This window comes from Herbiconiux daphne (assembly GCF_024979295.1).
GTDB classification, from domain to species: Bacteria; Actinomycetota; Actinomycetes; order Actinomycetales; family Microbacteriaceae; genus Herbiconiux; species Herbiconiux daphnes.
This window is the reverse complement of sequence record NZ_JANLCJ010000005.1, coordinates 103,085-116,837: the sequence shown is the minus strand read 5'-3', so window position 1 is coordinate 116,837 and position 13,753 is coordinate 103,085. Positions and strand designations below refer to the sequence as shown.

9 protein-coding genes are annotated in these 13,753 nt (G+C 69.1%); 4 read left to right on the top strand and 5 right to left on the bottom strand.

Annotated features, from left to right (window positions below; translation table 11 throughout):
* The first annotated feature begins 102 nt into the window (after positions 1-102).
* Together N1032_RS14220 and N1032_RS14215 are read left to right on the top strand one after the other, a co-directional pair.
* Positions 103-1,761, top strand: coding sequence for a hypothetical protein (locus tag N1032_RS14220; RefSeq protein ID WP_259539804.1), 1,659 nt, complete (start codon positions 103-105; stop codon positions 1,759-1,761).
* A 6-nt stretch (positions 1,762-1,767) separates the two neighbouring features.
* On the top strand, positions 1,768-3,483 hold the full coding sequence (locus tag N1032_RS14215; protein WP_259539803.1) for a hypothetical protein: 1,716 nt from the start codon (positions 1,768-1,770) through the stop codon (positions 3,481-3,483).
* Between the two features lie 27 nt (positions 3,484-3,510).
* On the opposite strand, the gene N1032_RS14210 is transcribed toward N1032_RS14215, so the two are convergent.
* The 5 genes from N1032_RS14210 to N1032_RS14190 all read right to left on the bottom strand — a co-directional run bounded on the left by N1032_RS14210 (position 3,511) and on the right by N1032_RS14190 (position 10,128).
* The gene (locus tag N1032_RS14210) at positions 3,511-6,189 is read right to left on the bottom strand and encodes a hypothetical protein (RefSeq protein ID WP_259539802.1); all 2,679 of its coding nucleotides are present in this window, start codon (positions 6,187-6,189) and stop codon (positions 3,511-3,513) included.
* A 134-nt stretch (positions 6,190-6,323) separates the two neighbouring features.
* Positions 6,324-8,363, bottom strand: a complete 2,040-nt coding sequence (locus tag N1032_RS14205) for a glycoside hydrolase family 99-like domain-containing protein (protein WP_259539801.1) — start codon at positions 8,361-8,363, stop codon at positions 6,324-6,326.
* A 28-nt stretch (positions 8,364-8,391) separates the two neighbouring features.
* Positions 8,392-9,201, bottom strand: coding sequence for a rhamnan synthesis F family protein (locus tag N1032_RS14200; RefSeq protein WP_259539800.1), 810 nt, complete (start codon positions 9,199-9,201; stop codon positions 8,392-8,394).
* Between the two features lie 5 nt (positions 9,202-9,206).
* Entirely contained in the window at positions 9,207-9,515 is a 309-nt protein-coding gene (locus N1032_RS14195; RefSeq protein WP_259539799.1) for a hypothetical protein, read from the bottom strand.
* Positions 9,516-9,606: 91 nt separating this feature from the next.
* Positions 9,607-10,128, bottom strand: coding sequence for a hypothetical protein (locus N1032_RS14190; protein WP_259539797.1), 522 nt, complete (start codon positions 10,126-10,128; stop codon positions 9,607-9,609).
* A 62-nt stretch (positions 10,129-10,190) separates the two neighbouring features.
* Between N1032_RS14190 and N1032_RS14185 the strand changes: the two genes are divergently transcribed.
* Both N1032_RS14185 and N1032_RS14180 read left to right on the top strand, forming a co-directional pair.
* Positions 10,191-12,755 carry a glycosyltransferase gene (locus tag N1032_RS14185; RefSeq protein WP_259539796.1) on the top strand — a complete coding sequence of 855 codons (2,565 nt, stop codon included), beginning with the start codon at positions 10,191-10,193 and terminating at the stop codon, positions 12,753-12,755.
* A gap of 86 nt (positions 12,756-12,841) precedes the next feature.
* On the top strand, positions 12,842-13,753 hold the full coding sequence (locus N1032_RS14180; RefSeq protein WP_259539795.1) for an ABC transporter permease: 912 nt from the start codon (positions 12,842-12,844) through the stop codon (positions 13,751-13,753).

Here is a 13,753-nt window from a genome sequence, read left to right as displayed (position 1 = left end):
TGCCGCGAGCGGCGCACAACTCGACGAGTGTAGTGTCGATCCGTTCCCCCAGTGAAACGAATGGTGCCCGGAATGAGTGACCACTCCCCTGCAGGATCGTCTGTGACGCGGTTCGACACCGCCGTCGACCGTGGAGTGACGGGTGCCCACCGACGCCTCCTCGGCCTCTGGCGACGCCTCGATCCCGTGGTCGTGGCGCGCGTCGCGCTGGTGCTGCTGCTCGTCGTGACCGCTCTCGTGCTGTGGGCGAACGTGCGCGGTCAGTGGTTCATCTACGACGAGTTCGACTACCTGAACCCGCCCGAGGGCGCGAGCTGGATCGGCTGGCTGATCACCCCGCACAACGAGCACACCATCCTCTTCACGAAGCTCTGGTTCTCGCTGCTCTACAACACGATCGGGTTGCAGGGCTACTGGCTCTATGCGGCACCGATGATCATCAGCCACCTCGCCGGCGGTGTCGCCGTCTACAAGCTGCTCCGCCTCGTCATCCCCTCGCGCGCGGTCGCCGTGGCCGCGGTGGCTCCCGTGCTGCTCATGGCGGCCGGCGTCGGCACCCTCACCTGGGCCGGGCAGTTCCAGTACACCGCGGCGACGGCGGCCGGCCTCTGGGTGCTCTACTGCGCCCTGTCGCCGGCCCTCGGCGACCGAAGCCGCTGGGTCTGGATGATGGCGCTCTCGATCGTGGGCACGTTCAGCGGCTCGGCCTACATCCCCCTCGGGGTCGCGGCCGGTCTGGCGGCGATCAGCCTGCGCCGCTACCTGCTCGGCATCGTGACCGTTCTCATCCCGGCGGTCTGGTTCGTGCTCGCGCGCGTGTTCTGGACCATCCCGAGCTACAACAGCGCCCACAGCATCACGCAGGTGCTGCGCGACGGACCCGAGTTCGTCTACGCCCTGCTCAACAAGGCCGTCAACGACTCGATCCCGGTGAGCGACTCGTTCACCACCCCCCTGCTCGTCGTCAGCACCCTCGGCGTGATCGCCTACCTGGCGGTGCGCAACGCGCCGGTCGGCAGTTCGCGGGCCCGCCGCACCTACCTCTTCCTGCTGGTCGGCCTCGTGCTCTCACTCGTCATCACCCTCGTCGGCCGGCTGAGCCGCGACGTCGCCGAATCGGCGAGCGGGGGCTACAGCTACTTCATCCTGATCGCGGCGATCCCGCTCTTCGTGGCGACGATCGCCCGGTTCGTCTCAGCGACGCGGCTGGCCGTCGCCGTGATCGTGCTGCTGCTCGCGGGCTGGAGCGCCATCAACATCGTCGGGTTCGGCGAAGACGCCCGGGGGCTCGCCGACTGGAAGGCCTCGAACGCGGCGTTGCTGACCGGGGCCGCCTACCTCAGTCAGCAGGAGTTCCCGGTGGTGGCGGATGCCGCGCCCTCGCCCGGTCTCGCCCCCACCGTGACCTGGAGCGAGCTCACCGGCATGGTGGACGCCGGCCGCATCGACGGCGAGGAGCCGTCGCAGCTGACCGCCGACCAGGTGTCGCTCAACGTGCAGTGGGCGGCCGTCGAGGCGGATGCCGACGCGGGCACGAGTTGTTCGACGGTGCCCGCGAACACCACGGTCGCGGTGGCGGAGGGCACCGACCTCGAGATCGCCCCGATAGACGGCGCCGCGACATCCGCGACCCTCGCCTACCCGACGAGCGACGCCACCCGGTCGATCGCCGTGCCGGCCGACGGAACGGAGCTCGAGTCGGTCGCCGGTCGCCCGGCCACCGTCACCGCAGCCGGCACCGCCCTGACCCTCTGCCGGTAGGCTCCCGTGTCGATGTGGCTGGTGCTCGTCTGGCTCGGCGTGCTGGCGATTCCCCTGGGGCTCGTGTTCCTCGGCGCGATGACCGCGACCCGGTCGCTGTGGCAGCACACGCCACAGCTCGCGCCCCTGCTCGCGACCGTCGGGCTCGCCCTGGCGGCGTGGCTGACCTTCGTTGCCTACTGGGTGGCACCGGCGGCGGGTCTCGTGGCGGCATCCGTTCTTCTCGGCGGCGCCATCGTGGCGGTCGCGCACGGCGGGGTGTGGCGGCGCTGGCGCGAGGCCGTGCCGGTGCTCGCCCTGATGGCCGGGGCCATCACCTTCGCCATCGCGTTCAGCTATCTCTGGGGCGCCGCGACCGACCCCTACTCGGTGGTCGCCGGGCGGTTCTTCCACTTCCTGCTGCCGAGCGACAACACCATCCCGATGCTCTTCGCCGACAAGCTGGCCCTCGGCCAGAGCACCACCTTGCTGCTCGGCGACTGGAACGGCGGCGACCGGCCTCCGCTGCAGACCGGGTTCGAGCTGCTCGTCAGCCCCGTGGTCGCCGTCGCGCAGGCGATCTCGGGCCTCACGCCGGTCGGGCTCGGCGGAACCCTCCCGCTCGGGGCGTCGTTCGCCGTCGACGTGCTCAGCCAGTTCCTCTGGCTGCCGGTGGGCTACAGCCTGCTGAGACTGCTGAGGTTCCGCGCCTGGGTCGCCATCGGCGCGCTCGTCTTCGCGACCGTGGTGCCGACCATCCTGGTCGACTCGGTCTACACCTGGCCCAAGATGCTCTCGGCCGCGCTCGTGCTGGCCGCCCTCGGTTTTCTGCTCGCCACCCGGCAGACCACGACCGGGGCACTCTGGCCGTTCGTGTTCGCGGTCATCTCGGCCACGTTCGCGGTGCTCGCGCACGGCGCCGCCGCCTTCGCCATCCCGGCCCTGGTCATCGTGGGCCTCGTCTCGCTGCGCGGCCGCGGCATCCGCGCGTCGTTCAGCCCGATCGCGCTCGGCGCGGTGGCCGGCATCCTGCTCTATGCACCGTGGTTCATCTATCAGCGGTTCACCGACCCGCCCGGCGACCGCCTGCTGAAGTGGCACCTGGCGGGCTGGGTGCCGGTCACCCAGGACTCGTTCGCCGACGTGCTCGTGGCCCAGTACTCCGCGCTGCCGTTCAGAGACCTGGTCGGAAACCGGCTGGCCAACCTGGGCACGGTGTTCGGCGCCGACCAGTTCTACCGGCTGGCCGACCCGAACGTGAACCCGTTCGTTTTCCTGCGCGTGGTCGACTGGACCAGCACGGCCTTCGCCCTCGGCGTGATCGCGGTCGGATGCCTCGTCGCGATGATCGCGTGGAATCTCGCCCGCCGGCGCCGCCTCGATTCCGCCGGCCGCCAGCGGCTGCTGATCGTCGGAGCGATGCTCGTGTGCATCGTGGTGTGGGTGATCGCCCTGTTCTCGGCGAACGCCGCCATCGTGGCGCAGGGGTCGCACGCCTGGATCCTCGTGCTGGCCACCGTTCCGTTCGCCTGGCTGTTGGAGCGCGTGCCCCGGCTGGCGCTGCCGCTCGTCGGAGTTCAGGCGGTCGGCCTGATGGTGGTCTACTTCGCCCTGCTGCGCCCGGATGCCCCGCAGCGGTTCTCACCCGCGGCTCTCGTGGTCGGCGCGGCGGCCCTCGCGTTCACCCTCGTGGTGCCGATGCTCCTGGCACGCCGCAGCGGGGTGCGGCACGGCGCTGCCTGAGGTCACCGGCGCGGCGGCCGGCACCCGTCACGGAACGGTGACGGTGCTGCAGCCCATGTTGCGGTTGTCGAAGGTGGCGGTGATGCACACCTGGTGGCTGCCCGAGCTGGCCGGCAGGGTGCTGTCGATGCCGTGGTTCGGCCCGACGCCGGGGAAGTAGGCGTTGATCCAGTCGAGTTTGCTCGCCGCGGCGATCGCCGTGCCGACGCCGTCGATGTTGACCCAGATGTAGGTGGTGGCGGTGGAGTTGCGGTCGACCGACCAGCCGGTGATGCGCACGCCGCCCTTGACACCCGTCACGGAGTCGATGCTCGTGGCACCCGTCGAGGGCACCTCCACCGTGCGGCATCCGAGGTCTTGGTTGTCATAGGTGGCCACCACGCAGACGGTGTGCGGCCCGGCGCCGGCCTTGATGGTGATGTTGAAGCCGTGCCTCGGGCCGACGCCCGGGAAGTAGCCGTCGATCCAGTTGAGGGCTTCGCCGGCCATGTAGGGCCCGCCGACGCCGTCGACGGTCACCCAGACGTATTTGATGTCGGTCGAGATGCGGTCGACCGCCCAGCCGGTGAGGTTGATCTGCTGCTCGGTGGCGGTCAGCGTGTCCCACGAGGCGGCACCGCTCGAGGGCACCGTCACCTGCTTGCAGCCATAGGAGACGTTCTCTGACGTGCCGACCACGCAGACGTTGTGCACGCCGGCCGAGGCGCTGAAGAAGCCGCTGAAGCCGTGGCGCGGGCCCTTGCCCGGGTAGAGCCCCTCGATCCAGTTCAGCTTGCCGCCGGCCCAGATCGCGCCGCCCCCGCCGCCGTCGATGGTGACCCAGACGTAGGTGGAGTCGGACTTGGTCTGGTCGAGCGACCAGCCGCTCACGTTGATGCCGCCCATGACGCCGGTGGCGGAGTCGAACGAGCCGACCTCGTTGTGCGGCACGGTGACGGTGCGGCAGCCGTAGGAGGTGTTCTCGAGGGTGCCGAACACGCAGACCTGGTGGTTGCCGGGCTTCGCGGCGATGCTGGTGGTGAAGCCGTGGCGCTTGCCGGTGGAGGGCCAGGCGGCCCCCGCGGTCTCGGAGTTGTCGGCGGCGTAGACGGCCTTGCCGGTGCCGTCGACGTCGACCCAGACATAGGTGGATGCGGTGGTGCGCTTGTCGAGGCTCCAGCCGCTCACCGTGATGGCGCCGAGCACGCCGGTGGCCGATTCGACGGTGCCGGCCTCGTTCGAGGGCACGTAGGCCGTCTTGCAGCCGAGCAGCACCGACGCGAAGCCGTAGACGCACACCTGGTGCTTGCCGGGCGCCGCCGGCACGACGCGGTCGTAACCGTGGGTGTTGCCGATGTTCGGGTAGAGCGCCGGGGTCCAGCTGAGCTGCTTGTCGACCTTGAACGGCTGACCGACGCCGTCGATGTCGACCCAGATGTAGGTCTGCGCGGCACTGGCCTTGTTGAGCGACCAGCCGGCGATGTGCACGCCGCCGACGACGCCGTCGGCCGTGTCGAGGTAGCCCGCGGCCGTCGTCGAGGCCACCGTGACCGACTTGCAGCCGAGGTCGGCGCCGTTCGCCTTGGCGACGCACACGGTGTGGTTGCCGGGAGACGCTCCCACGATGCCGCTGAACCCGTGGTTGGGGCTGAGGCTCGGGTAGAGAACGGGGATCCAGTCGAGGCGCACGTTCGCGGTGAGGGTCGAGGCCACGCCGTCGACCGAGACGGTCACGTTGACGGGCGCGTCGCTCGCGGGGTCGACCGCCCAGCCGGTGACCAGAACGCCGCCGGCCACCGGGGCCGCGGTGTCGAAGGCGCCGTGCGGGTTGTTCGAGCCGCGGGGGTCACCGAACCAGTCGGTGTAGAGCCGCCAGAAATTGCGGTTGCCGTAGGAGGAGCATCCGTCGGTCTGCCCGCCGTAGACGTTCGACATCGCCACCGCGTTGGGCTGGTAGGGCGTGTAGTAGTAGAGACCGGCCGTGGCCTGGTTCTGGATGAGCACGGGCGACGAACCGCACGCGGCGTTCGGGTGGTAGCGCACGTTGGAGTACTTGCCGACCGGGAACCAGTTGAAGAACGCCGAGGTGCCGGGTGGGTTCGAGTAGCGCTTGTACTGCCAAGCCGCCTTGTAGACCTGGTTGTAGAAGCCGGAGTACTCGGCGTCGCACGGCGCGGTGTCGGGGCAGGCGAAACCGGTGGCCGAGGTGTACTGGCTCTGGCTCGGCCAGGAGTCGGTGACGAGCGACTGCTCCTTCTGCAGCAGCACGATGAGCACCGACTGGCTGACGTTGCAGGCCTGGCCCACCTTGGCGATGATGGTCGCCGCCGACTCGTTGCCGGCGCCCGTGTAGGTGTTGCACATGGCGTCGGCCGGTCTCGTCCAGGTGGACTGCTTGTAGTCCTTGAGACAGGTGTAGCCGGCGCGGCAGCTGGAGACCTGCGCGTTGAGGAAGTTCTGCACGGCGCCGGCCGACATGGCGTTGCCGTTGAAGAAGTTGGCGTCGCTGATGATGTTGCCGGGGTCGAAGTCGCTCGCGGTGGCGGCGGGAGCCGAGGCGGCGGGGGCCGAGGCCGCCGCGGCCGTCGCGCTCGTGGTCGTCGCGCTCGCGGGGGTCGTCGTGGTCGCGGCCGCCGCCGGCGCGGCGATGGCCGTCAGGCCGCTCACGGCGAGCACGGCGCTCAGCATGGCGGCGAGAGCACCTCGTCGGAATTGGCTGCGCGTCATCGTCGTTCCCCTCACCCGTCCATAGTAAGGAGAAGGTGGGCGTCAGCCGGGGACTCGCTGAACTGCGGCGTGTCCGTGCCGATGGGCCGGGCCCACGGGTTGTTGGCCGGGGCCCGCGGGCGTGCGCCGACGGGTCAGCGGTAGAGCACGTCCCTCACCGCGAGCAGGTAGGTGCGACCGTAGCGCTGCGACGGTTCGAGCACCGCACCCTCGGCCCACTCGTTCCAGGCGTTCACGAACACCACCCGCTCGTCGCGGTCGCGGTCGGCCACCGACGACACGGTGGTGTTGAGCCAGCGGCGGAACGTGTAGGGGTTCGATCCGTACCACATGTCGGGCTGCCACTGGCGGCGGGCGGTGTTGTCGAAGTTCACCATCACCCCGGGGTAGCGGTGCTCGGGCGGCGTGGAGTTGAGTCGCGCCTCGGCGTGCTCGGCCATGGCGTTGTAGCTCAGCAGGTTGCCCTGGAACCGCTCGTCGAGGCCGCGGTTGTCGCGCGGCAGCGACGCCCAGAACATGTTGTGCGGGGCGAACTCGAGGTAGGCGTCGAGGCCGTGCGCCGCGAGCTCGCCCTCGACCCCCTGCATCGAGGTGCCGACATCCACGGTCACCAGGGTGAGGCCCGGCAGACCGGCGTCGAGCGCGACCTGCCGCCAGTAGGCGACCACCTCGACGTGGTCGGGGATCTGGGTGATGCGGTAGACCGCGATCACCGGCTTGTCGTCGATGCGGATGTAGCGCGGGTCGGTGACGAGGTGCAGCACGTCGTGGATGAACTGCTTCGCCGAGACGCGGTCGTAGTCCTGGGCGATGAGGATGTTCTTCTCGCTGCCGTCCCAGCGCCTGGTCCAGTTCTCGTTGGCCCACATGATGCAGAACTTCTGGTCTTCGCCGGATGCCGCGAGCTGCTCGATCGGCAGGTCCATCAGTTTCTTGCCCGCGAACCAGTAGTAGTAGTACATGAAGCCCTCGATGCCCATCGAGGTCGCCAGGTCGTACTGCGCGTCACGCACGCCCGGCGTGCGGAGGTCGTAGAAGCCGAGCTCGCTCGGCAGCAGGGGCTGGATGTGCCCCGGGTAGAGCGGGGTGCCCGCGGCCACGTTCGACCACTCGGTGAACCCCTTCTCCCACCACTCGTCGTTCTCGGGGAAGGTGTGGAACTGCGGCAGATAGAAAGGGATCACTCGGGCCCGCGGCGACTCCGGATGCTCGGGGCGATAGCGCTCGAAGGCCCGGCCGTCGCGCTCGGCCGTGAGGCTCGTGACGTCGCGCACGTCGTAGCCGGCCTCACCCGCCACGATGCCGAGGATGCGCTCGATCGCGTGCGCCGTGGTGGCGTCGACCTGACCGGCCTCCTCGTCGAAGTCGTCGGCCGACAGCTCGAAGGCGCGCAGTCCCTGCAGCAGGAAGCCCCGCACCCAGTAGATCGAGCCCGCGGCGAACCGCAGGCCGTCGACATCGAGGTCGAGCTGGATGCGCCGCAACAGCGATCCGACGATGGCTTGGTCGCCGCCCCAGAACTCCGGGCCCAGCACATTGCCCGACGAGGTCAGGATGCCGAGCGCCGGGTCGGAGGCGAACTCGTCGAGCACCCGCTCGACGTTCTGCACCGACCCGAGCAGCTCGCTGAAGAAGCTCTCGCGCCACTGGTCGCCCGAACCGCCGAGCTCGGTGTGCGCCTCGCGCCACGCGCTCTTCTTGGTGTGCACCTTGAACACGAGCTCGTAGGGGTCGAGCAGGCCCGCGTTCACCACCGACACGAGCGGCAGGATGTCGCGGCCGTGGTTCTCGATGTCGAACACCTGCACGCGGTCGACGTTGGCGAGCGCGCTCGTGTCGAGGTCGAGCGGTGCCCCCGAGGCGTTGGTCACGATGAGGTCGAACTGCACTGGCAGCGCGGCGAGCGACTCGATGATCTGGGCGACCAGGTCGACGTAGAAGACGTGCACCACGACCGCGACGCGGGAGGTCGGCGCCTCGCTGACGAATTGCTTCTTCCAGGCGCCCGGATAGAGCGCCTTCAGCCGGTTGGTGCGGTTCTCCGACCACGCCGTGAATCCGGCCGGGAAGTCGTCGCCCACCGGCGCGACGGGCATCTCGGCGAGCTTCTCGCCGGCTCGTTTCAGCACGCGGCCGGTGCGACGCTTGACGCCGCCGATGGTGATTCTTCTCATAGTCCTCTCACTGACCGGGCGGAGGGCATCAGAGCCAGTCCGCCGGGTTCACGCCGTATCTCTCCTGCACCACGGCGGGCACCTGGAGACCATCGGCAACGATACTGGGGTTCGTCACCAGCTCGCGTTTGACGAACGGGAACCCTCGCTCGAGCAGCCCGCGCCAGCCGATGATGGTGGGGTTCTGCGTGTACTGCACGACGAGCTCGTAGTCGAACCACGCGCCCGACACGAAGCCCTCGCCGTAGAGCAGACGGCTGAGCCCGAGCTCGTACTTGTTGATGATGTCGAACTTGTTGGTCTCGTCGGGCAGGTTCTGCCAGAAGTACTTCAGCGCCGGGTCGTCGAGCACCCCGTTGCGGAAGCCGAGCAGGAAGCTCTGCAGGTGCTGCATGTACTGACTCGTCCAGGTGCCGCCCCAGACGTCGAAGTAGGAGCCCTCGAAATCGGCGACCATGGGCTCGAGACTCGTGAACGGCCCGACCAGCGAGTCGTTCGTGATGATGACGTAGGGCAGGCGCCTGATCTCGGGGAACATCTCGAGACCGGTCGCCCACGACCCGAAGTCGTAGCCGATATTGGGCTTGCGGATGACGATCGCGTCGTTCGCCGGCCCCCGCGACCAGTCGAGCGGAGCGGTGTCGTCGGAGGCCCGCACCACGACGACCGCGTAACCGGCCTCTTCGAGCCGGGCGACCATCCACGACAACGACAGCGACACCCGGGAGTCGACACCCCAGCTGGCCACCACGGCCACACGGTCGGTGCGGGGCAGCGTGGTGCGTTCGCTTTCGATGGTGGCACTGGGGAGCACGAGCTCCAAGACGTTCGGAGCCACCCCGCTCACGTCCAGCCGTTGTTGAGGGCCTTGCGCCGGCGCATCCGGAGCGGCCGGGTGATGCTCCAACTGGTCGATGCCCGCAGGGCCTTCAGCTGGCTGCTGTAGCGCTCGCACTGGTTGCGGCTGGCCACGAGCATCTTGCGGTACTCCTGGGTCTCGGCCGCGCGGCTCGCCAGCTGCGAGCGCAGGGCGACCACTTCGAGGCGCAGTTCGCGCAATTCGTTGGCGACGTCGGCCGGAAGACCGGGGTCGCCGGATGCCGCAGACGAAACTGAGGCGCCGTCGCCTGTTGGTGAGAGTCGTGAGCTCATCGCTACCGCTACTTTCGGACAGGGGAAACGCTGCCCATAGTATCCAGGTTCGAATCATCCCGCCTGGCAGGACGCCGTATGGGAGCCCGGGTCAGCCGACCTCGACGGTGCCCGACACCGATCCGGAGTGCGTCGCGTCGGCGAAGGCGAGATCGATGGTCCAGGTGCCCGTGCTGCCGGCCGGAAGGGCGAGCGTGAGGTCGGAGCAGTAGGTCTCGGCCGTGTTCGCCATGCCGGCCGACTGGGCCGTGACGGACTGGCCGTCTTGGCTGGCCGTGGCCGTGCAGGTTCCGCTGTCGCTGACGAGGCCGACGACCTGACCGGCCACGGAGACGGTCGACGTCGACGGGTCGAAGGCCGCGTTGAGGATCTGCACCGAGACCGACTCGACCGGCGGCGTCGTGGGGGTCGACGGCGGGGCGGTGGGGGTCGACGGGGGTGTGGTGGGCGTGGCAGTGGGGGTCGGCGTCGGGGTGGCGGTGGGGGTCGAGGTCGACGCCGTGGGGCTGGCGGTCGGCGTGCCCGGCCCGCCGATGCAGCCCGTCATGCCGACGGTCGCGAGCACCGCCACGGCGCTGCCCAGGGTCACACGGAGAAGAGTCGAACGAGCCATGACACGATCCTAAGGACGATGCCTCCGGATGCCCGATGACCCTCCGACGATAGGCTGATCGGGTGAAGAATCCCGTTCCGACCGTCCAGCCCGGCGTCGTCTCGGTGGTGGTGGTCAACTACCGCGGAGCCGACGACACGATCGAGTGCGTCACCGCTCTCGGCGAGGTCGACTGGCCGGCCGACCGCCTCGACGTGGTCGTGGTCGAGAACGGATCGGGCGACGACAGCCTCGCACGCCTCTCCGCCGCCTTCGCGGCCGACGACCGCGTGCGGGTGGTCGAATCGGCCGAGAACCTCGGCTTCGCCGGCGGGTCGAACCTCGGTGCGTCGGTCGCGCGGGGCGAGTTCATCGCTTTTCTCAACAGCGACGCCAAGCCGCATGCCTCGTGGATCCGCGGGGCCGTCGAGCAGTTCGAGACCAGCCCCGCCGTCGCCGCCGTCGGCAGCAAGGTGCTGGATTGGGACGGCAAGGTCGTCGACTTCGTCAACGGCTCGCTCACCTGGTTCGGCATGGGCTACAAAGACCACGAGAACGAGCCCGACGACGAGCGGTTCCAGACGCCCCGCGACATCCTCTACGGCACGGGCTCGGCCCTGTTCGTGCGGGCCTCGACCTTCGCTGAGGTCGGCGGGTTCGACGAGCGGTTCTTCATGTTCTACGAAGACGTCGACCTGGGGTGGCGCCTCAACCTGCTCGGCTACCGGGTGCGATTCGCGCCGGCATCCGTGGTCTTCCACCGCCACCACGCCTCGATGCGCAGCTTCGGGCCCTACCGCGAGAGCTACCTGCTCGAGCGCAATGCCCTAGCCACCCTCTACAAGAACCTGTCCGACGAGAACCTCGCGCGGTTCCTGCCCGGGGCGATGGCGCTGCTCGCCCGCCGCGCGGTGTCGAAGAGCGATCTCGACTCGCAGCTGTTCGACATCCGCCGGTTCGATCGCACCGCGGAGGGCGAGTTCGACGAGACCACGCCGGTGGCGAAGGAGTCGCTCGCCGGGCTGTTCGCCCTCGACCAGTTCGTCGAGGAGCTCGAGTCGCTGAGCGTGTCGCGCGACGACATCCAGCGGCGGCGGCGGCGCACGGATGCCGACCTGTTCCGCCTGTTCGGCAACATGATCCACCCGCTGCTCGGCGGCTCGTCGTATCTCTCGGGCTTCCGGGCCGTCGTCGACGCGTTCGACATCGAGTCGTCGGCCGACCGGCGGCACGTGCTCGTGATCACGGGCGACTCGCTCGGCGAGAAGATGGCGGGCCCGGGCCTTCGCGCCTGGAAGATCAGCGAGGCGCTGTCGGCCGAGCACGACGTGCGGCTCGTGACGTGGAACGCCGCGGCCCGGCACTCCGACGCGTTCGAGGTCGAGCACGTGCAGCTGCAGAACGAGCGCCAGATGAAGGTGCACGAGCAGTGGGCCGACATCATCTTCTTCCAGGGCTACGCCCTGCACCACTTCACGACCCTGCAGCGCTCCGAGAAGATCATCGTGGCCGACATCTACGACCCGATGCACCTCGAACAGCTCGAGCAGGGCCGCGAGTTCGGCACCGAGCGCTGGACGAACATCGTGCGCTCGGCCACCGAGGTGCTCAACCAGCAGCTCTCGCGCGCCGACTTCTTCCTCTGCGCCTCGGAACGCCAGCGCCTGTTCTGGCTGGGGCAGCTCGCCGCGCTCGGGCGCATCAACCCCGCGAACTACGCGGCCGACGACTCGCTCGAAGAGCTCATCGCGATCGCGCCGTTCGGGCTCGACGCGACACCCCCGAGACACACCCGCGACGCCATCCGCGGCGTGGTGCCGGGCATCGGCAAGAGCGACAAGGTCGTCATCTGGGGCGGCGGCATCTACAACTGGTTCGACACCTTCACCCTCGTGCGGGCGGTCGGGCAGCTGGCGTCACGGCGCCCCGACGTGCGCCTGTTCTTCATGGGCGTGGCGCATCCGAACCCCGACGTGCCCGAGATGGCGGTGGTGCAGAAGACGCGCCAGCTCGCGGCCGACCTCGGCCTCACCGGCACGAACGTGTTCTTCAACGACTCCTGGGTCGACCTCGACGACCGCCAGAACTACCTGCTGGAAGCGGATGTCGGCGTGAGCACCCATTTCGACCACATCGAGACGACGTTCTCGTTCCGCACCCGCATCCTCGACTACCTCTGGGCGGGCCTGCCGATCGTGACGACCCGCGGCGACAGCTTCGGCGACCTGGTCGAGAAAGAAGGGCTCGGCGTCTCGGTGCCCGAGCGCGACGTCGACGCGCTGGCCGACGCCCTCGAGCGCATGCTCTACGCGCCCGCCGAGCGCGAGGCTGCCGTCGAGGCGGTGGGCCGGGTGCGCGAGCGCTTCACCTGGGACGAGACGCTCCGCCCCCTGGTGGAGTTCTGCCGCGACCCGCACCCCGCGGCCGACCGGGTGCTCGGTTCGCTGTCGGCCCCGCTCGACGTGTCAGGGACCCGACGCGCGCGGCCGGTGACGGCCGAAGAGAAGTTCCAGGCCATCTCCACCAGGCGGCACGGCATCCGTCGCGATCTCGCGCTCGCCCGGCACTACCTCACCAACGGCGGGCTCGCCTCGCTCGGCGGCAAGGTGCGCTCGCGGCTGCAGCACGCCCGCGCGGCCAAGGGCTGAGCCTGAGCGTTCCCCGCGGAACGGTCATGTATTCTTCTACCCGGCAGATCACCCCTGCCTGACCATGTGGCTTGGAGGCCGTGATTATGGCTGGCTCACTGGAGTCCCCCACCGAGCGCTCGGCCCGGCTGCTCGCCGAACCGTGGCAGTATGCCGGCGGGCCGAGTTCGGGCGTGTCGGGAACCATCGCCTCGATCCGCGAGATCTGGGAGCAGCGGCGACTGCTGCGGCTGCTCACCGGCCGGGAGCTCAAGTCGCGCTACAAAGACAGCGCCGGCGGGTTCTTGTGGAGCCTCGCCAAGCCGCTGACGCAGCTGTTCATCTACTACCTGGTGATCGGCCAGTTCCTGGGCGCCGCCCGGGGCATCGAGAACTTCGCCATCTACATCTTCGCCGGGCTCACGGTCTACACGCTGTTCAGCGAGATCGTCGGCGCCGGCACGGGGTCGATCATCGCGAACTCGGGGCTGGTGAAGAAGGTCTACCTGCCGCGCGAGATCTTCCCGCTCGCCGCGGTCGGATCGGCGCTGTTCAACTTCGCCGTGCAGTTCGTCATCCTCATCATCGCGTCGGTCGTGGTGGGCACGCTGAGTTTCGGCCCGCAACTGCTGTTCGGGCTCGGGGCACTCGTGCTCATCCTGCTCTGGGGAACCGCGATCGGGCTGCTGCTCGCCGCCCTCAATGTCTATCTGCGCGACATCCAGTACCTCGTCGAGGTGGTGCTGCTGCTGCTCATGTGGGCCTCGCCGATTCTCTACTCGTGGCAGCAGGCCGCGGCGATCCTGCCGCAGTGGCTGCTCGAGATCTACGTGAACAGCCCCATCACCCTCGCGGTGCTGGGCTTCCAGGAGGCCTTCTGGTCGGAGGCCTCGAACGGTGTTCCGCTGCCGCACCTCGCGCTGCGCATGCTCATCGCGGGCGCCGTCGGCCTTCTCGCCCTTTTCGGGGCGCAACGAGTCTTCAGCCGCCTGCAGGGCGACTTCGCACAGGAGCTGTGA